Here is a 20,986-nt window from a genome sequence, read left to right as displayed (position 1 = left end):
AGTCACCGCACCGGCTTCGTCGCCGTAGCGCACTCCTGTACGACCCGAAAGGAACCGCACGCCATGTCCGACGCAGTGCCCGGCAGTACCGAGGCCCGCCCCGCCCCTCGGGCCACGGCGGTATCCGAGGGGGCTCCGCCCGCCGGCACGATGATCGAGGTGCGGGACGAGGAGTGGATGGTCCGCAGCAGCAGGGAGGTGCGGGCCGGCGAGTTCCTGATCGAGGCGGTGGGCGCCTCCGACCTGGTACGCGGCCAGGAGGCCCGGTTCCTCGTGCCCACGATGGACCGGCCGCGCGTTCTGCGCCCCGAGGACACCGACCTCCTCGGCGACCGGTCGCCGCACTTCCGGCGCAGCCGCCTGTTCCTGGAGGCCGTGCTGCGCAAGACCCCGCTGCCGCAGACCGAACGCCGCCTGGCCCTCGCCGACGGGTTCCTCCTCGACCGTATGGACTACCAGCTGCGGCCCGCCCAGAAGGCGCTGGCCAATCCGCTGCGGCCACGTCTGCTGATCGGTGACGTCGTGGGCCTGGGCAAGACCCTGGAGATCGGGGTGCTGCTCAGTGAGCTGATCCGGCGCGGCCGGGGTGAACGCATCCTCGTCGTCACGCCCGCTCCCGTGCTCGAACAGTTCCAGCACGAACTGTGGACGCGTTTCTCCCTGCCGCTGGTGCGGCTCGACAGCGCGGGCATCGCGCGGATCGAGCGGAAGATCCCGGCGGGACGTAATCCGTTCACGTACTTCAAGCGCGTGATCATCTCCATGGACACCCTCAAGAACCAGAAGCGCTACCGTCCGTGGCTGGAGCCCATCCACTGGGACGCGGTCGTCATCGACGAGTCCCACAACCTGATCAACATGGGCAGCCAGCGTCGCGAACTCGCCGATCTGCTGGCGGAGCGCACGGACGCCCTCGTGCTGGCGAGCGCGACCCCGCACAACGGCGACATGCCCGCCTTCACAGGGCTGATCCGCCTCCTCGACCCCATGGCGGTCAAGGACCCCAGGAACCCGAAGGCCGACGAGCTGGAACACCTGATGCTGCGCCGCACCAAGGTCAGTACCGAGGTCGCGAAGCAGCTGAAGGACCACTGGGCGCCGCGCGGGGAATCTCGTCCCGTGCGCTGCGCGGCGAACGAGCTGGAGGAGGAGGTCTTCAAGGAGCTCGCGGAGCAATGGCTGAAGCAGCCGCAGCAGAACGCCGGTACGGACGACCGCCTGTTCCCGTACGTCCTGCTCAAGTCGTTCCTCTCCTCCCACCGCGCCCTGTTCGTCACCGTCCGCCAGAGACTCGCCAAGACGGGACACCGCCTCCCTGACGGACACAAGATCATCGACGCGCCTCCGGCCGACGTCGAGATCCGCACGCCCGAGGCCGCCTCCCTGCTGCGTCTCATGGAGCTCGCCCGTGCCATCGACCGCGCGGCCGGCGGGGAGAGCGGGCTGACCGTCACCTCCAAGCTCGCGGGTCTGGTCAAGGAGCTGCGCCGTATCGGCGTGGGGGCGGGCAACGTGCCCCGGGCGGTCGTCTTCTCGGAGCGCCGCGAGACCCTCGACTGGCTCGGCGAGGTGCTCCCCCCACTGCTGGGCTGGAAGAAGAAGGACGACGCCAAGGCCGCGGTCAAGGTGCTGCACAGCACCGGTGTCTCGGACCGGGTGCAGATGGAGTACGTGGACGAGTTCGCCCGCGCGGGCGGTGACGTACGGCTGCTGCTCACCGGCGACGGCGCCTCCGAGGGCGTCAACCTGCACCGCCAGTGCCACCACCTGATCCACTGGGACCTGCCCTGGAGCCTGATCAGGGTCGAGCAGCGCAACGGCCGCATCGACCGGTACGGGCAGACCGAGCGGCCCGAGTTCCGCGCGATGATCCTCGAATCGGCTGTCGAAGGCGCGCTCGACGACACCGACATCGCCGAGAAGGTCCTCGCCCGCGAGGAGAAGGTGCACGCCATCCTCGGCGCCGTCGAAGCGGCGACGAAGGAGAACGACGGCGCCCTGGAAGAGAAGCGTGTCATGGAGGCGCTCCTCAAGGGGGAGGCGCCGCAGCAGGCCGTGGAAGACCTGGAGGCCGTTCCACTGGGCGACGACGGCGCCGCCCCGGCGGACCTGCCGCTCGCGCAGCAGCTGAACGCCGAGTTCGGCGCGGACGGCGATCCGTTCGACGACGCCGGCTTCGGCTTCGGCATGGACTACGACGGCGAAGCGGGCTTCGACTTCGATGACGACGCCCCGGAGACCGCCGACCCGTCGGTGGAGACACCCGCGCAGGAAGCCCCGGGCGCGAGGGACGCCCTGGCTCCGCTCCACTTCGTCGACGAGCTGCGCCTGTTCACGGACCGCCGTGACTACGTTCTCGCCGGCCTCGACGAACTGGCGGACCTGGAGCCCTTCCGGCTGGACACCACCGTGCACGGCACCGACCTCAGCTTCGACACCCCGGAGGACCTCGCCGACCGGCTCGACGTGCTCCCCGCCGGTTACCTGCGCGACCAGGGCATCACCAAGCGGATGAAGCTCACTTTCAGCAAAAGGGACGCGGCCGACTCCCTGAAGCGGGCCCGTGAGGACGCGGACTCGTCCTCACTGTGGCCGGACGCCCACTACGTCGGCGAACTGCACCCCGTCATGGAGTGGATCACCGACAAGGTCCTCGTCCAGCTGGGCCGCCAGCAGGCACCGGTGATCCAGGTGGACCGCACCGAGGTGCCCGATCCGGTGTTCCTCACCCAGGGGGTGTGGTCCAACAAGGACGGCCGGCCGACGGTCGTCGCGTGGCTGGCCGTCGACCGGCTGGGCCGTCCCGGAGAGGAGCCCCGGGTGAGGGAACTGACCCGCACCCTCCTCGCCGAGCTGGGGCTGGGCCCGGACATGCCGGACCACTTCGCCGACGGCAACCCCGCCGCGCTCCGGCAGCACGTGCCCGCGGCCGTGGCGGCCACCCGCCGCGAGATGGACCGGCGGCGCGCCGACGTGGAGGACCTCATCGACCGCCCGCTGAAGGAGTACGAGCAGCGGGTCGGCCGCTGGCGCGAGCAGCCGCTTCCCGGCTTCAGCGGCGGCCGCACCGCCCGCGAGCGCGTTGCCGAGAACCTCGAAGAGGCAGCGTCCCGGCTCCGTACGACCGGCGACCCGATGGTGCGGGTGCTGGCGGTCCTGGAGCCCAGCTCATGACCACTTTCCGTTCCACGACCGACGCGATCCGGCAGGAGCAGCAAGCGTGAAGTTCGACGCTCTGACCAACGAGGGTGAGTACTTCCCGCCCTTCTACCTGGACGAGATCCTGCCCAAGCAGCTCAAGACCGGCCGCCTGAAGGAGTGGACGGCCGAGGAGCGCCAGGGCCGGCCCACACCTCGGCAGGGACTGCGCGACCTCACGGGCCCCTACCTCGACGTACGGCTCAAGGTGGGCGGCGAGGCAGAGAAGTACAACGTCCTGCCCGACGCCGAGGCGATCGCGGCCCAGCAGACGGCGACCGAGGCGCTGAAGGCCCACCCGGGCGCGGACGAGCCGCCCGCGTTCCAGCCCGCCACCGCACCCCGCGCGTACGACGACAGCCCGGAAGGCGCGTGGCGTGCGGGGCTGGCCGCCTGGCACGGACGCGTGCTTCACGCCCTCGGTTTCACCCCGAGCCCCGGACACCTCACCGTGCAGGGCGCCGCCGGCCCGGTCGCGGTGCCGGTGGCCCACAGCGAACCGGGCATCGCCGTCCTCACCGGCGGTTTCGCCGACGACATCGCCGCCACGCGCGCCGACGGCTCCGCCAACCGCCTGGCCGTCCCCGTCCGCGTCGCCTCCGGCAAGACCCTCACCACGGTCACGGACCTGGCGGCCTGGCTGCTGTCCGCCGACGACGCGCCCCGCTACGCGCTCCTGCTGTTCGGCGGAGTGCTGGTCCTCGCCGACCGGGAGAACTACGCGCGCGGCCGTAACCTGGCGGTCAGCCTGGAGGTGGCACTGCCCCGCAAGGGCATGAAGGGCGCGACGGCGGGCGAACTCGACGTGATCGCCGCCCTGTTCGGGGCCCAGTCGCTGCGTCCGGCCGAGGACGGCGGGGACGACGACATCGCCCGCCTGGTGGCGGAGTCCCGCGATCACTCGGTCGGCGTGACCGCCGATCTGCGCGAGGGCCTCAAGAAGTCGGTCCAGCTGGTCGCCAACGAGGTGCTGGAACTGGCCGGCCGGCGAGGCGTCAGGCCGGCCGACCTTCCCGAGTGGCTCCCGGGCGCCCTCGCGGAGCCCGGCGCGCTGCCGCGTCTGCTCACCAACGAGTCGCTCCGCTACCTGTACCGCATTCTGTTCCTGCTGTACGCGGAGGCCCGCCCGGAGCTGGACATTCTCCCGATGAAGAGCCCCGAGTACGCCTCCGGCTACAGCGTGGCCCGGCTGCGTGAGCTGGTGGTCCAGGAGAAGCTGTCCAGCGCCTCGCGCGATCGCCACCACTTCCACGACTCCCTGGCCCTGCTGTTCGAGAAGGTCTTCACCGGCCACCCGGTCGCCGACACCGTCACCTCGCGCAAGGCGCTTCCGGCCGCCACGGACAGCGAGACGCCGGAGCTGTCCGAGGAGGACGGCTACGAAAGCGTCCGCATCGAGGCCCTGCGCTCGCGTCTCTTCGACCCGAAGTCGATAAAGCTCGTCGACCAGGAGATCACCCACCCCGACGACCTCGCCCCCGACGACCTCGCCCCCGACGGCACGGCCCCGGAGACGGCCCGCCGCCTCGACCTGCGCCTGCGCAACAAGGTCCTGCACCAGGTGCTGCGCAACCTGACCGTCGTCGAAGGCCGGGGCCGCGGCGGGCGCGGCGGCTTCATCTCGTACGCCAACCTCAGCATCAACCACCTGGGCGCGGTGTACGAGGGGCTGATGTCCTACACCGGGTTCATCGCCGACGAGCCGCTGTACGAGGTCGCCAAGGGCGGTGACCCGAGCGGCGGTTCCTGGCTGATCCGGGCGAGCCAGGTGTCCTCGGGGCGGTACCCGGACGGCCCGGACGACAGCGTGTTCGTGAAGACGGAGGTGAATCCGGAGACCAACGAGCGGGTGCCGCTGCCGCACAAGGTCGACTCGTACGTCTACCGTCTCGCCGGCCGCGACCGCCAGACCAGCGCCTCCTACTACACGCCGGAGTCCCTCACCCAGGCCACCGTCGAGCAGACCCTGCGCTTCCGCCTCGACGAGAAGGGCGAGGTCGACCCGAGGGAACCGGAGAAGGCCTGGGTCAACGCCGCCGACGTCCTGAAGTGGCGGGTCTGCGAACCTGCCCTGGGCTCCGGCGCGTTCCTCAACGAGGCCGTCAACCAGCTCGCCGAGCTGTACCTGAAGCTCGCCCAGCGAGAACGCGGCGTCGACATCGACCCCGAGGACTACCAGCGCGAGCTGCAGAAGGCGAAGGCGTACATCGCCCTGCACAACGCGTACGGCGTCGACCTCAACGAGACGGCGGTCGAACTCGCCGAGATCTCCCTGTGGCTGAACACCATGCACCGGGGCATGAAGGCCCCCTGGTACGGCCTTCACCTCCACCGCGGCAACTCCCTGATCGGCGCGGCGCGCAAGGTGTACCCCGGCAACAGCCTCAGCAAGGGCGGCTGGCTGACGTCGAAGGATCAACAGCGGCCGAGGCACGTGCCGCTGGGGGAGAAGCTGAAGGCCCGGGAGGTGCACCAGTTCCTGCTGCCCGCGATGGGCTGGGGCTCCATCGGCGAGAAGGTGTCCCTGCGGACCCTGAAGAAGGGCACGCCGGAGGAGACGGTCAAGGCCGTGGTCGACGGCGACGTCGTCGACTGGCTGGAGCCCGAGCTGGTCGAGGCGATGCGCAAGTGGCGCTCGGCCATGCGACGCAATCCGAAGGGGGATCCGAGGCGGAACCCGCCGAAGACCAAGGCCGCGCCGACTCCGGCGAAGCAGGCGGAGAAGGACGCGGCGCTGGGACAGGGTGCCTTCGATCTCGGTCTGGAGATCTGGGAGCAGCCGTCGCTGGGCCTGTCGTCGGGGGACGGCGGCGGCAGTGGCAGCAGCGGTGCTTCGCGGGTCAAGGCAGCCGCCGCTCCTTTGGCCAGGGCCGCGCAGGAGGACGACGAGGAGCCCGGGGCCAGGACGCAGACGGGACGTCTGATCGGCCTCGCGCGGCGCGTCGAGTACCTGTGGGACCTGGTCGTGATGCGGCTGACGCTCTCCGAGCAGGAGATCTCGCGGCACGTGGACGTGTGGGGCGCGGCGGTTCCTCGGGACGGGCAGGGGCAGGGGCCCGGTGGTGAGGGTCGTCCCCCGATGGACCGCGATGCCGTGCTGGAGGCGCTGCACCGGAAGGGCACCCCCTACTGGCGGCTCAAGCAGGTCATGGACGCCTGGTGCGCGCTGTGGTTCTGGCCGCTGGAGGAGATCGGGCTGCTGGACGGTTCGGACGAGTTCTGGTACCGGCCGAAGGGCGAGGACCTCACCGCCCTCCCGAAGGGTCACGGTGACCGACGGGTCGCTCTCAAGTCGCTGGAGGACTGGCTTGAGTTCGCGGAGTCCGTGGTCGGGCGGGTCGATGTGGACACGGGGGAGGGGCAGCAGGCTTCCCTTCTGTCCTTCGAGGGTGTGAAGAGCCTGGACGAGCTCGACTCGAAGGAGCACGAACTCGACGAGAAGATGACCGAGGCCACTGCCTGGTCCCGGCACGCTGATCTCGGGCACACGTTCCCGTGGTACGAGACGGTTCAGCGAATCGCCGACGAACGGGGCTTTTTCCACTGGGAGTTGGACTTCGCGCACGTTTTCGCGGAGGGCGGGTTCGACTTGATGGTGGGGAATCCGCCGTGGGTACGGCAGGAGTGGGACGAGAACGGGGTCCTCGCGGAGATCGAGCCGTGGTTCGTGCTGGGCGGGAAGGACGCCGAGGCCGATTGGGAATTGAACGTGGCAGATGCGCTCGGCAAGCCTGGACATCGGTCATTCTATCTAGCCGAGTTGGAGACCGTGGCAGGCGTCTCCGAGTTCCTCTCCTCGACCGATACGTATCCCGAGCTGGCGGGGACACGGCCGGATATGTATCGGGCGTTCATGCTAGTTTCTTGGCGGGCAATTGGAAAGCGCGGGATGGCGGGGCTTATTCATCCTTCTACGCATCTGCGAGGATCCGAGGAAGGGGCTCTCCGTCGAGTTGCTTACCAACACCTTCGGCTGCACGCTGAGTTCGTGAACGAGTTGCGCCTTTTTGCGCCTCCGGTCGATCATAGTACCCGGTTCAGTGTGAATATTTACGGAGAGTCTCGGGACATCTCGTTCCAGAATATTAGCTGGCTATTCCACCCTGCGGTGCTGCGACAGTCATTGCTTCACGATGGAACAGGCGAATTTCCAGCTATCAAGCGATATGATTCGCAGAAGGATAAGTTTGTATGGGATTTGCGTCCTCATGAACAGCGGATTCTCACTATCGATCGGGCGACGCTAGCCGACTGGCGTGATTTGCTCGGCGAGGAAAACCCTCCACCGGTAGAGGAAGCGAAGTTGCTCTTCCCTGTCACAGAGGCTGAAAAGTCCGCTATTGCCGCACTCGCTAGATGGCCTCACCGTCTTGGCATGCTTGGCCGTCCGATCAGCAGTGGTTTCAACGAAAAGATCGACCGAGCGGCAGGGTATTTCGCTTGGGACGCAGGCCCGGTGGTCAGCTGGGGCGATGTGATCCTTCAAGGAACTTTTTTCACGGCCGCCACTCCCTTTGCCAAGCAGCCTCTTGACGGTGCACGCATCTCCAGTGACTTGGAGCCTTGGGATCATGTGCGTCTACCCGGAAATGCAATACCCCGTACAAGTTACCGGCGCCGTAAAGCGGTTAGCGACTTTATCGCCAAGCAGGACCAGTGGTTTGATCAAGAAGAGTACGATCGACTCATGAGGGACCCGGTTGAGAGTGAATCCGCTCGCGCTTCCATTCTGCTGGAGCACCCGGAACTATCCGAGGAAGACCTGGCCGCGCTGGTACACCTGAGATTCCGTAAAATCAGTACGCGTCCATATTCACACTTTTTCCGCATGGCTTGGCGTGAGATGAGTCGGCTGAAAAACGAGCGGGTACTGCACGCTTGCCTGATCCCTCCGGGCCCCACACACGTACATGCCGTTCGCAGTATGGCGTTCATCTCGAAACGGCAGACGGCATTGGCTGCCGGTTTCTTTGCGGCGCTGCCAGCGGAATATATGCAGCGCATTACAAACCGAGAGCACATGGATGTTTCGGACGCTAGCATTTTCCCTGCGCCAGATCCCAAGCACCCTCTTGCTAATGCCCTACTACTCAGAACGTTGCGGCTTAATTGTCAGACGTCAGTCTTCGCCCCGCTCTGGGAGGAGCTGTACGACGCCTGCTGGCAAGAGGATCTCTGGGCCGGAGCAGGAGTGTGGCCGGATGATGCACCTCCGCTCACGGACGGCATTCGTCACGCTTGGAGCCTTGAAACTCCCCTTCGGACAGAGTTCGCTCGTCGCGCAGCGCTCGTTGAGATCGATGCGCTCGTCGGTGTCTGGCTGGGTATCAGCGCAGCTGAACTAGTAGCTATGTATGAAACACGTTTTCCCGTGCGCCAACAGTACGAGGAGAACATGTGGTTCGACGCGACCGGCCGCCGTATCGCCAAGGCACACCAGCAGCACGGCTATGGTCAGCCCAAGGACGCCTGGAAGCAGCTGAGTTCACACGAGGCATTCCCGAACGAGTACACCGTCCCGGACGGTTACACCGGCCCCCTCTACCGGGCCCACCGCAAGGACGAGATGCGTGCCGCCCACGCCGAGTTCACCCGCCGTCTGCGTGAGGCCGGCTGGGAGCCCGGTGACACACAGCCTCCGGAGGCCACCGCCACCTGACCCGGCGCCCTACGCGAGAGCCCTGCCGCCCGACAAGGGCCGGCAGGGCTCTCGCGTAGGGACGACCGTCAGGCGCTCCGCTCCGAGGATGCCGCCCCGACGAACCCCGCCCATGCTTCACGCGAAACGCGGACGACCGGCCCGGCCACGGCCTTTGAGTCCCGGACGTGTACAACTCCCGTACCGGCCGCGATCTCCACGCAGTCGCCGCCCTCGGCTCCGCTGTAGCTGCTCTTGAACCAGGCGAGGTCGGACGCGACGGCCGAGGACTCAGCGTTGTTCATAGCTCTCCCAGCAACCTTTCGATGAACTCCAAGGACTCTCGCGGAGTGAGAGCCTGCGATCGGATGATCCCATAGCGGGCGGCGGCGAGAGCCGCCTGTTGGGGGTCGGTCTGCAGGGCGCTCGTTCCCTGCGCCTCGGTGTACACGAACTTCTTGCCGTCCTCGCGCGTGATGACCGTGAACGGTCCGTCCACGCCCGCGCTTTCCTCGTAGTCGAGCGGCATGACCTGAATCTCGACGTTCCGCTTCTGGCCGATCAGGAGCAGGTGCTCCAGCTGACCTCGCAGTACGTCCTTTCCGCCGTACCGGCGCCGCAGGACCGCCTCGTCCATCACGAAACTCAGCAACGGCGTGGGCCGCCGGTCGAAGATGTCTTGCCTGGCCAGCCGTGCGTTCACGCGCTGCTCGATAGTCTCGTGGTCCAGGGGAGGGCGTCGCATGGCGAGCAGCGCCCTCATGTACTCCTCGGTCTGGAGCAGGCCTTTGACCACAAGGGTGTCGTAAGAGAGCAGCTCAATGGCCTTCTTCTCCAAGGCGGCCATCCCCTGGAAGAAGACCGGATACTGAGCCCGCTCCACCTGCTCCTTCCATACGGTCAGCAGCCCGTCCGCCCCCAGCAGTTCATCCGCGCGCTCGATGAGCCGGGGCGAAGGAATCCTCCTGCCCTGCTCGAACGACGCGATGCTGGAGGCCGAGTACCCGAGCCGCTTGCCGAACGCCTCGCGTTCCATCCCCGCCCGCAACCGCAGCGTCTTCATGCTCTGCCCGAACGCGGTGACCACGCCCTGGCCGGACTCGCCCTCGGGCCGCCGCCCTCCACCGTCGTCGTTCTCCTCGCCGTCCCCGAAACTCACCGTCGCCCCGTCGACCGTCCCAACGGCCCCCGCGTCCGCATCCGCACGCTCGCTCACCACTACCGCCTCCCTGGCCCAACGCTCGCCCGGGAGCGTCGTCACGCCGCGCGTCTCGTACCCGTACCGACACCGCGCGTACAACCGGTCCGCGTCGGTGCGTCACCACTGGTCACGCTACGCCACCAACGGGACCGTTGTCGGCATGACGAGCAAGCCCGGCAGCCCCAGCGGTACCACCGAACCCGCCCGCCCCACCGACTACTTGATCGCCCCGCACTCCCTGCTCGACCACACCTTCGAGATGCGCTTCACCTCCACGCCCCGAGGTGCTCGCCTCGCCCGGAGACTGGCCGCGCACCGGCTGGACGCGTGGGGGATTCCGTACGACACCTACCACCACGACGTGATCGTGCTGATCGTTGCCGAGCTGGCCGCCAACGCCGTGCGGCACGGCCACGTCCCCGGGCGGGACTTCCATCTGCGTCTGAAGGCGATCGCAGGCGTACGGACCGCCCGCGTCGAGGTCACCGACACCCGGGCCGAACGCATGCCGCCCCGCCCGGAGGCCCTGCCCGCCCCAGGTGTCGAGGACGCCGGCGGCCGGGGGCTCCTCCTCGTCGCCGGACTCGCGACCCGCGGGGACTGGCACCTCCGGACCGACGGTCCGGGCAAGACGGTCTGGGCGGAGTACGTGCTTGAGAGCCAAGGGCTTCATGTACAACTGCTACATTCGTGACATGGGTGATCCCGTAGTTGAATCCATGGCCGACGTCCGCAGCCACCTCGCCGACGTCATCGACCGTGCCCGCCGGGAGGAGACCCCGACGATCATCACGCGGCGCGGCAAACAGGAAGCCGTCGTGATCGACATCCAGGAGTACCAGCGCCTGCGCCGGATCGCCGAAGACGCCGAAGAGGCATGGCTCAACCGGCTGGCCGACGAAGCCGAGTCCGAAGGTGTGGAAGGGGCGGTCTCGCTCGAAGAGATGGCCGCCCTGCTCCGCGCCGATCAGGGCTGACCCCCATGGGGCACGTCACGCGCTTCACGCCGCATGCGCAGCGGGACATGCTCAAGATCCCGCGCCCGGACGCCCTGCGCATCCTGCATCGCCTCTCCGAACTCCAGAAGGCCATGGACTCGGGCGACACCGCGGCGTTCGACGTCGAAGCCCTGCGGGGCCACAGCGCCCGATGGCGGCTCAGGGTCGGCGACTACCGCGTCGTATACACCATTGAGGGCGATCGGCTGATCGTGTGGGTCCTGGCCGTCGGCAATCGGCGCGAGGCCTACCGCCAGGCTCCCTGAGCTCCCGCTGTCCGATCCCGGAGAATCCGAGGGCACTGTCAGTTCACCCTCGTAGAGTGGAACGTGATCGATTGCGATCGTCCCGGTCAGTTGTCCTGGCCCGGGGCGGTCGGATCGCACGCCGGTACACGGGAGACGGGGGCAAGGGCGCGTCATGAGACCCACACTCGCCGCGCAGACGCTGCGCGACACCACGGTCGAGTATCTGACGACGACGTTCGCGCTGGCCGAGCCCGACACCCAGGACGCGCTGGAGGACTTCCTCACCGACCCGGCCGACGGGCTGTTCCGGGGGCCGTATCTGCGTATCCGGCGCCCCTTCCGCCCGGCGGCGGACGGCTGGCAACGGCACCTGGACTGGCGGCCGGGGGACTTCCAGCCCTACGCGCACCAGGCGGAGGCCTTCGCCCGGCTGACCAGCAAGGACGGGCACCGGCCCGAGCCGACGCTGGTGACCACCGGTACCGGCTCCGGAAAGACGGAGTCCTTCCTGATCCCCGTACTCGACCACTGCCGCCGGGAGCGGGAGGCCGGGAAGGCGGGCATCAAGGCCGTCCTGCTCTATCCGATGAACGCTCTCGCGGGCGACCAGGCCGGCCGCCTCGGGGAGCAGCTCGACGAGGACAACCGGCTCGGGGACGTCACGGCGGGGCTGTACATCGGTGAGGCGTCGGCGGCGCGCGGCTCGGAGCCGCCGTACGGGCGGGTGATGGTGGACCGGGCCGAGATCCGCCGCAACCCGCCGGACATCCTGATCACCAACTACAAGATGCTCGATCTGCTGCTCCAGCGGCAGCAGGACGCCTCCCTGTGGCGGGACGCCGACGTGGCGTACGTAGTGATCGACGAGTTCCACACCTACGACGGGGCGCAGGGCACCGACGTGGCGATGCTGCTGCGGCGGCTCGCGGCCGTCGTCGGAGCCGACGAGAAGGGGCGGCCGCTGGGGTCCATCTGTCCCGTGGCGACGTCCGCGACCCTCGGCTCCGACGGCGCGGCGGGCGGGGCGCGGGCCATGCTGGACGTGGCCTCGCAGGTGTTCGGGACGCGGTTCCCGGACGACGCGGTGGTGGGGGAGGACCGGCGGGACATCGACGAGTTCCTCTCCCCGGTCGATCGCTCGCTGCCCCTGCCGTCCCCCGTCGAGCTGGCCGACCTGCCGGACCCGGTGCGGACGCCCGGCGGTATGGACGCGGTGGCGCGGGCCACCGTGGCGTGTGACACGGCCGACCCGCGCGAGCTGGGCCGGCGTCTGCTCGCCCACCCGCTCACCCACGCCCTGTTGCACGCCAAGGACGCGCCGCTTACGGCCGTGGAGGTGCTGGAGGAGTTCGACGCCACCTCGGCATGGCGGGCCGTGGCCGTGCAGGACCCCGAGACCGCTGCCAAGGCCCTGGCGCGTTTCGTGGCGCTGATCTCCGTGGCCCGCGACCCCAAGGCGCCCGCCGGCAAGGAGCGGCCGCTGCTGCTGGTGGAGACGCATCTGTGGCTGCGGGCGCTGTCCAGGGTGCTGCGGTTCGTCGCGCCGGAACCGGTGTTCTCCTGGTCGGACGCCGATCAGGCAGCCCTGGACGCGCAGGACCGCGATGACGTCGAGCGGCGGGCGGTGGCGGTGGCCGCGCAGGTGGAGCGCCGGCGGAAGGTGCGGTCGTCGGGACGGCTGCCCGCCGCCTACTGCCGGCACTGCGGCCGATCGGGATGGTCCGCGATCTGCCCCGACCGCAATCCGCAGAACCTGGTGCACGCGCCGGACGAGATCTACCGCGCCAGTGCGGCGGGCGGCGCCGCCAAGGGCCGGGTGCGGGCCATGATCGCGGCCACCCCGGCGGAGGCCGCAGAACAGGCCCGGGCCACGCTGGCGCGTCGCGCCCAGCGCGGTCGCCGGGGCGCCGCGCACGACGCGACCCTGATGGTCCTGGAGGACAACGGCAAGGCGCTGCGCAAACTGGATCCCGACGAGGTCCTCCTGGACGGGGGAGCAATCGCCGCCGCCCCCGACAACGGCGTCTTCGTGTGGGCCTGGTTCGACAACCAGGAGGCGAGCGACTACGCCAAGCAGGACCGCTGTCCGGCCTGCGGGCAGGCCCAGGGCGTCCGCTTCCTCGGTGCCGGTGTCGCCCCGCTCGCCTCGGTCGTGGTCACCCAGCTCTTCACCGGCGGCGAGCTGCCGGACCGGGACGAGCAGAAGCGGGACCGCCGCAGAACACTGATCTTCAACGACTCGGTGCAGGACGCCGCCCACCGCGCGGGATTCGTGGCCAGCCGGGCCTGGAAGTTCTCGCTGCGCTCGCTCATCCACGAGCAGCTGTCCGAGCGCGTTCGCACGGACCCGGGGTTCGCGGCCGACGGCGTCCCCCTCAACGAGCTGATCGCCGCCCTGGTGAGCCGGGCCGCCGTGCCGGAGGAGCGACTCCTCGCCTCCGTCATACCGCCCGACCTGCACGACGTGGACCAGGTCAAGCGTCTGCTCGCGGGCAGGAAGCGCATCCCGGAGTCGACGTGGGAGCTGGTGGGCGAGCGCCTCGCCTTCAACACCCTGCTGGAGTTCGGTCTGTACTCCCGCCTGGGCCGCACTCTCGAACTGACCCGTACGGTCGCGGCCGAGGTGCATCTGCCGAACGCGAAGCGGGCGGCGGAGGCGGCCGCGTCCCTGTTCCGTGTCGCTTCGGAGCGGCTCCTGCCCGTCGCCGCGGCAGCGGACGCCGACGAGCAGCGTCCGGCAGACCAGGGCACGGACAGCGCGAGTGCGCCGAAGTACGCCCTGCCCGCCGAGGGCAGCCCCGAGCGGCTGCGCTACTTCGAGGGCTATGTCCGCGGACTCCTCGAACACGTCCGGCAGATCGGCGGCATCCACCACGCCTGGCTGGACCGCTTCATCGACGAGGAGGGCCGCACCCGCCATCCGGTCTCCACGGGCCGCCCCCCGGGCATGCCCGCGTTCGGCCGCCACTCCGAGGCTCCCGCGTTCGTCCTGGTCGGCGCCCGCAGCGGGAAAACCGACTTCGAGCGGGTGGACACCCGGGACAGCTGGTACGTCGACTTCACCCAGCGCTGCCTCGGCCTGGACCGGGAACTGGCGCAGACCTACCTGGCCGCGCTGTTCGAGCAGCTGGCCGACGACAAGATCGGCGCACTGGCACGGCGGCGGACCAACCCGGCCGACAAACAGCGCGAGCACGGCGTGTACGGGCTCACCCCGGGCCACGTACGCGTGCGACCGCTGGACGACGAGCAGACCGGCCTCGCCGTCCTCACCTGCCCGGCGTGCGGCTGGACGCAGACCGTGCCGCCGGAGCGCGCCTCGGTGTGGCAGGGCATGCGCTGTCCGCTGAAGCGCTGCGAGGGCGCCCTGACCCGGCCCGCCAAAGAAGCGGGCGGCCGGGCCGCCCGCGACCACAGCTCCGACTACTACCGGCGCCTGTACCGGGAGGCCAAGCCGTACAGCGTGGTCGCCGCCGAACACACCGGCGTGCTCAAGCGCAAGGAACGCGAGGAGGTGGAGAAAGGCTTCCGGCGCGGCGTCAAGCACACCGACCCCAACGTGCTGTCCTGCACCCCGACCCTCGAACTCGGCATCGACATCGGCCAGTTGGAGGCGGTCATCCTCGCCTCCCTGCCGCCGTCCACGGCCGGCTACGTGCAGCGGGTGGGCCGCGCCGGGCGCTCCACCGGCAACGCCTTCATGGTGTCGCTGGCCGACACCAGCCCCCGCGCCCTGTACCACCTCGCCGAGCCGCGGCACCTGATCGCGGGCCCCATCCTGCCGCCCGGCTGCTTCCTGTCCGCCGGCGAGCTGCTGTGCCGCCAGTACACCGCGTTCCTCATCGACCGGGCGGCCCGGGGCGCGCTGGAGGGCGTCATTCCGCTGCCGGACCGGGTCACCCAACTCGTCGGCCGTACCGGCTGGTTGCAGCAGTTCCGCAAGGCCACGGCCGGCCGGGTGGACCTCGCGAACGAATTCCTGCGCCTCTTCCCCGAGATCGACGGGGTCCCCGGCTCGGGCGCCTCGTCCGACGCCCGCAAGGCGCTGCGACGGTTCGCCGACACCAAGCTGTCCCAGGACCTGGACGACGCGGAGCGGGCGTGGGAGGCCGAGCGGGCCGAACTCGCCCAGCGCCGCGTCATGATCAACGAAGCGGCGGACGCACTTCAGGAAGCCGTGGAGGACGAGGCACGGGAGAAGCGGAGCCTGGCCCGCGAGGCGACCGGCGTGGCCAAACGGCTCCAGCAGATGGCCCAGTCCGACGCCCAGGGCTTCCTCGTCGAGCACGGGCTGCTGCCCAACTACAGCCTCGTCGAGGACGGGGTACGCCTGGAGGCGATGCTCAGCTACAAGGAGCCCGCCCGCAAGGCACGTACGGCGGACGAGGGGGCCGAAGGCGCAAACGCTCCCAAGGCCAAGTGGAGCACCGACCCGCGCGTCTACGACCGGCCCGCGGAGGCCGCCCTCACCGAACTCGCCCCGGGCAACGCCTACTACGTACGCGGCTACAAGCACGTCGTCGACGGTTTCGACCTCGGCCCCAGCCGGAAGGACACCCCGGGCGGCGCCCCCGTAGGGCTCCAGACCTGGCGGGTCTGCAAGGAGTGCGGACACGTCCGCACCGGTGCGCGCGCCGAGCAGGACACCCTGCCCTGCCCTCGCTGCGGCGGCCCCGGCATCGGCGGGCGCAACGCCCTGTTCCAGGTGGTCGTTCCCCGCAAGGTGACCGCCCACGACAAGCGGGACGACGCCCGGATCGTCGACGACCACGAGAACCGCATCCGGACCACGTACAGCACCGTGACCGCCGTCGACGTCGACGTCAAGGACATCAAGGAGACCTGGCGGCACCAGAAGACCACCTTCGGCGTGGACCACGTCCGCGAGGCGGTCATCCGCCGCTTCAACCTCGGCAAGGCCAGGCACGGCCGGCGCAACGACACCTACTTCGCCGGTACGGAGGTGGCGACCCCCACCGGATTCACCGTCTGCCCGCGGTGCGGAGGCGCCACCGACCGGGAGCCCGGCCACGGACCCACCCAGGACTCGCTCAGCCAGTCCCTGCTCGGCCGGGCCGAGCTCGCACACCACCGGCCGTGGTGCCCCACCCGGCGCCGCGACAAGCAGGCCAAACCCGAAGACGTGCAGGTGATCACCGCCACCGAGCACCGCACGGAGGCGCTGCGCATCCTGCTGCCCGCCGCCACGCTGAACGTGCCCGAGCGCCTCGCCTCCTTCTCCGCCGCCCTGCACCTCGGCCTCGCCCTGCGCTACGGAGGCGACCCCGCGCACATTCGCTCCGCGCCCGCCACCGAACCGGACCGGGAGACCGACCTCACCCGCAACTACCTGGTTCTGTACGACGCCCTGCCCGGCGGGACCGGCTATCTGCAGCGCCTGGTGGACCGCGTGGGCGAGGAGTTCCGCGAGGTGCTCGCCGACGCCCAGCGCGTGCTGCGGGACTGCCCCTGCAAGGACACCCCGCGCCGCGCCTGCCACCGCTGCCTGCTCGGCTATGCCCCGGAACGGGACTACAAGGACCTCGACCGGCAGGAAGCCCTGTGGATGCTGGACAACCTGCTCGGCGCCGACGGGCGGAGCGGGTGGGACGTCCGCAAGGAGTCGGCCGACGCCGAACTCCGCTTCGTCGACCAGGCGGAGAGCGACCTGGAGCGCCGCTTCATCGAGTGCCTCGACCGCTGGCTCGCGGCCCCCGAGAACGGCGCTCCGGCGGACCATGACCAGACGCCGACCGGCAGGCAGGGCAAACAGTTCACCCTCACCCGGCCGGACGGCGGCCCGGTCCGCTGGGAGGTGGTCGCCCAGAAGGACCTGCACGGCTACCGCACCCGGCCCGACCTGCTCTTCCGTCCCGTCGCCGGGGAAACCACGACCGACGGGGCACCTCCGCTGCCGATCGCCGTGTACCTCGACGGCTACCGCTGGCACGCCTCCTCCCGCACCAACCGCATCGCGGCCGACGCGGCCAAGCGGGCCCTGCTGCGCGCCGACGGAACACTGGTCTGGCAGGTCACCTGGGACGACGTCGTGGCCTGGGAGAAGGCCCTCAAGAACGAGCCGGCGGACGTGGACGAGGCGCGCGATCCGCTCGCCCCCGTCATCGCGGGTCCCGAGGCCGACGCGGCCTGGCCGCCGTACGACGTGACCTCCGACACCGGCCCGGGCGCACTGGTGCGCAAGCAGTGGAAGGACCTCAAGCGCGATTCCTCGGAGGTGGACGCTCTCCTGTACGGCGGGGCGATTCCTTCCCTCCTGGGATTCCTGCGCGATCCCAGGCTGAACAAATGGCAGCAGCTCGCCCAACTCGCCGTCAGCGCGCCCGCCTTCCTCCGCAGGAAGGACCTCGTGGACGCGGACCCGGTCACCGCGACCGGGTGGATCGAGGCCGCCGTCCGTGACGAGCCCGGCCCGGCCGTCACGGGGCAGGGGCTCAAACTGCTCCCTTTCCGGGACGGTTCAGGGCTGCCGCTCATCCTCGCCGGAGCGCGGCGTGCCGACGGCAAGGCGCTGCGCTGGAGCGCCCTCGCCGTACTCGACGACCGGCCCGAAGCGGTCGAGGGCGACCGGCCCGAGCACCGGCGCCGTTGGAAAGCCTGGCTGAGCTGGGGCAACATCATTCAGTTCCTCGACCCCACCGGCGCCGGCCAGGCCGACGGACTCGCCCTCGCCCGCACCACTCTCGACACCTTCGACGCCTCCCTGCTCGCCGTCACCGCCGGTCCGGGCACCGGCCTGCTGCCCGCGCTGCGCGGCGAGGCGCCGGGCACCGGGCTCAACGTGCCCGATGACCTGGACGAGGCAGAGGACCGTCCGTCGGCCCGCTCCGAGGCCATGGGACCCGAGGAGCAAGCGGCCGCCAAGGCAGCCGAAGCACCCGCGGACATGGCTCCCGGGGACATGACTCCTGTGGACATGACTCCTGTGGAGCGAACGGCCTGGCAGCTGGTCCTCGGAGAACTCTCCAAGTGGGGCGACCCACAGGTCGCGGCGCTCGCCAAGCACCTGTCGGATCACGGGGACGTTCCGGCGGGCAAGGCGAGTTGGGACGTCGACGGCGTGTCACGCACGGTCGAATTCGCCTGGCCCACCCATAAGATCGGCATTGTCCTGTCGGAGGACGCCGAGGACACCGAGTACATGGCGCAGTGCGCGTCAGCCGGCTGGCACGTGCGCGCGCCGGGTGACTGGGACGTGGAGGAACTCGCCCGCCTGCTGGGCGAGAAGGGGGTCGCGCAATGAGCAACGGGGTGGGCCGTCCGGCGGGCCGGGCCAGGACACGGGTGCAGGTGGGGCTGCAGGCCCACGAGGACATCCGGCGTCGAGGCGGGGCCGTGGGGGACGCGGTCGGCACCTTCGTCCACCGGCTGCGCGCCGACCGAACCAACCGGGCACTGCGCAGGACCTTCCTGCGGGCCGCGGGCGACAACGGAGACCTGTATCTCGCGCACGCCGACACCCACTGCATGGTCCTGCTCCTGTCGACCGACGACGGGGACGAGATGCGCGTCCTCGCGGTGCGCGACGGAGCCCTGGCCCGTGACGAACTCGCCCGGCTCACCGTCGAGATCAACCCCGTGTCGGGTGCGATCGAAGTGGTCGACCAGAGTGAGGTCAGCGCCAACGTCGTCGCTCTGCCGGATCGGGCGGAAGCCAGTCCGGAAGAAGCCCCTGCAGACGAAGCAACTCCAGACGGAGCCGCCACCGTCGCCTCGCCGGACGAGCCGACTGCTGAGACCGACGCACCCGCGCCCATCACCAGCAGCCTGCGGACTTCGCTCTTCGCCCGCTACGACGATGAGGTCCTCGTCGAGCTCGGCGTGGTCCCCTCGCTTCTGTCGGCCCTGCGGAAGGTCTGCACGGACGAACAGTTCGAAGCACTGCTCAGCCACAACCTCCCGGAACTCACCCGTGACGTCCTCCTCGCACTGCACGCTCGTGTGGAGCCGCGCGACGTGCGGCGACACATCACCGAAAAGTGGCGTCCCGAGGAGCACGTAAACCCCCACGACTGGTCCCGGGCGGCCAGGCGCGCCGTCTCCCAGGCCGAGACCGACGACGATGCCGTACTCGGCGCCCTCGGCAAGAGCTTCGACGCCTGGCGGCTGTTTCTCCACCCGGAGCAAAAACGCCTCGCTGTCGGCGACTTCAAGGGATCCGCCAAGGTGACGGGTGGTCCCGGCACCGGCAAGACGGTCGTGGCCCTCCACCGCGTGCGGCACCTCGTGGACCGGCTGTCGGCCGGCTATTCCCGTCCGGTTCTGCTCACCACGTACAACACAAACCTCGCACTGGATCTCAGGGAACGGCTGCACCAGCTGGGCGGCGACGAGCTGCTGCGCCGCGTCGACGTCAAGTCCGTCGACGCGCTGGCTCGTGAAATCGTCCAGGAGGCCCGGGTGGAACTGGGCCGGCCGGTGGACGACGACGCGGCCATGAACCTGTGGCACACCGTTCGCACCGAGACGAACCTCTTCGAGTACGACGCCGACTTCCTGGACACCGAGTTCAAACACGTGGTCCTCGCAGGCCGGTGCGGTTCGTGGGACGCCTACCGACGCGTGGGCCGCTCGGGCCGACCCCGGATCAGCACGGCCCAGCGCCACGAGGTCTGGCAGCTGGTGCAGGCATACAGGGCCCACCTGGACGCCCCGCCGCGGCAGACGACGTACGCACTCATCGCCGACCAGGCGGCCGAACTCGAACAGCACCGCATGGCCCGGGTCGAGCAACAAGCCCGGTACAAGGAGGAACAGGGCGGTCGCGACCTGGTCCACCGAGAGGCCGGCAGCGGCATGTGGCTCAAGCCCCGCTATCACCACGTAGTCGTCGACGAGGCGCAGGACCTGTCGGCCTCGCACTGGCGGATGCTGCGTGCCATGGTCCGCAAAGGACCGAACGACATCTTCGTCGTCGGGGACGCCCACCAGCGGATCTACGCCAACCGCGTCGTCCTCAGCCACCAGGGCATCGAGATCCGTGGCCGAGCTTCACGGCGTCTCACCCTCAACTACCGGACCACTCGCCAAATCCTGGGCAGCGCCAATGGTCTGCTCACGGGTGCCACCTTCGACGACCTCGACACCGGAACCGACACTCTCGACGGCTACCGCTCCGTCCTCACGGGACTGGCCCCGCAGTTCTGGCGTGCCCCCGACCGGCTCACCGAGATGCGGGCCGTGGCCACGCTCATCAAGGAGCGCCACGACACTCACGACACGCCGTACTCCGCGATGGCCGTGAGTGTCCCCGACGGGAGCTCCGCGCAGGAGTTCGCCCACGTTCTGGCCCGGGAGCCCTTCTCGATCCCGGTCGTCGAACTCGGCAGAGACGGAGTCCGTTCCGGCCGGGAAGCCGTGCGCATCGGTACCATGCACCGCTTCAAGGGCCTTGAGTTCCAGCGCGTCTTCCTCACCTCCGTCGGTGAGGGGCAGGTACCGCATCAGCGAATCGAGCAGTACCGGTTGGAGAATCCCGACCGCTACCGGCAAGAGGAACAGCGGTCTCGTTCCCTGCTGTTCGTCGCCGCGACGCGCGCACGGGACGAGCTCACCGTCACGTGGAGCGGTAAGGCCAGCCGTTTCCTTCCGCCGGACGCTGACGCAACCGCCCACCGAGCCACGGATCTGCTCAGGTATGACGGGCCGCCGTCGGGTTCATCGGGTTCCGCCGCTGCTTGATCGC

At 69.5% G+C, this 20,986-nt stretch carries 9 protein-coding genes; 7 read left to right on the top strand and 2 right to left on the bottom strand.

The features are described 5' to 3' along the window. Nucleotides 1–63 precede the first annotated feature (63 nt). A complete protein-coding gene (locus tag ACFWBD_RS19700; RefSeq protein ID WP_385668090.1) occupies nt 64–3,174 on the top strand; it encodes an SNF2-related protein in 3,111 nt (1,036 codons plus the stop codon). Nucleotides 3,175–3,220: 46 nt separating this feature from the next. Then, on the top strand, nt 3,221–8,857 hold the full coding sequence (locus ACFWBD_RS19695; RefSeq protein ID WP_385668088.1) for an Eco57I restriction-modification methylase domain-containing protein: 5,637 nt from the start codon (nt 3,221–3,223) through the stop codon (nt 8,855–8,857). Nucleotides 8,858–8,925: 68 nt separating this feature from the next. On the opposite strand, the gene ACFWBD_RS19690 is transcribed toward ACFWBD_RS19695, so the two are convergent. Then, nucleotides 8,926–9,141, bottom strand: coding sequence for a DUF397 domain-containing protein (locus ACFWBD_RS19690; RefSeq protein ID WP_385668087.1), 216 nt, complete (start codon nt 9,139–9,141; stop codon nt 8,926–8,928). Continuing rightward, nucleotides 9,138–9,995, bottom strand: a complete 858-nt coding sequence (locus ACFWBD_RS19685) for a helix-turn-helix domain-containing protein (protein WP_385668134.1) — start codon at nt 9,993–9,995, stop codon at nt 9,138–9,140. Before ACFWBD_RS19685 ends, ACFWBD_RS19690 begins: the two co-directional genes overlap by 4 nt. A 202-nt stretch (nt 9,996–10,197) precedes the next feature. Here ACFWBD_RS19685 and ACFWBD_RS19680 point away from each other — a divergent pair, with 202 nt between their 5' ends. The 5 genes from ACFWBD_RS19680 to ACFWBD_RS19660 all read left to right on the top strand — a co-directional run bounded on the left by ACFWBD_RS19680 (nt 10,198) and on the right by ACFWBD_RS19660 (nt 20,982). Beyond that, nucleotides 10,198–10,731: an ATP-binding protein gene (locus ACFWBD_RS19680; protein WP_385668085.1), complete on the top strand. Its 534-nt coding sequence runs from the start codon at nt 10,198–10,200 to the stop codon at nt 10,729–10,731. A gap of 25 nt (nt 10,732–10,756) precedes the next feature. Further along, nucleotides 10,757–11,014 carry a type II toxin-antitoxin system Phd/YefM family antitoxin gene (locus ACFWBD_RS19675; RefSeq protein ID WP_385668083.1) on the top strand — a complete coding sequence of 86 codons (258 nt, stop codon included), beginning with the start codon at nt 10,757–10,759 and terminating at the stop codon, nt 11,012–11,014. A gap of 5 nt (nt 11,015–11,019) precedes the next feature. Next, nucleotides 11,020–11,301, top strand: coding sequence for a type II toxin-antitoxin system RelE/ParE family toxin (locus tag ACFWBD_RS19670; RefSeq protein WP_385668081.1), 282 nt, complete (start codon nt 11,020–11,022; stop codon nt 11,299–11,301). A gap of 154 nt (nt 11,302–11,455) precedes the next feature. Further along, entirely contained in the window at nt 11,456–18,544 is a 7,089-nt protein-coding gene (locus ACFWBD_RS19665) for a DEAD/DEAH box helicase (protein WP_385668079.1), read from the top strand. Continuing rightward, the gene (locus ACFWBD_RS19660; RefSeq protein ID WP_385668077.1) at nt 18,541–20,982 is read left to right on the top strand and encodes a UvrD-helicase domain-containing protein; all 2,442 of its coding nucleotides are present in this window, start codon (nt 18,541–18,543) and stop codon (nt 20,980–20,982) included. The genes ACFWBD_RS19665 and ACFWBD_RS19660 overlap by 4 nt, the downstream gene beginning before the upstream one ends. The last annotated feature ends 4 nt before the right edge of the window (nt 20,983–20,986 follow it).

Origin of the sequence: Streptomyces sp. NPDC060002 (genome assembly GCF_042737245.1) — a bacterium.
In the GTDB taxonomy this organism is placed as follows: Bacteria; Actinomycetota; Actinomycetes; order Streptomycetales; family Streptomycetaceae; genus Streptomyces.
Note: the sequence above shows the minus strand (reverse complement) of the source record. Positions and strands in the feature narration are given on the sequence as shown.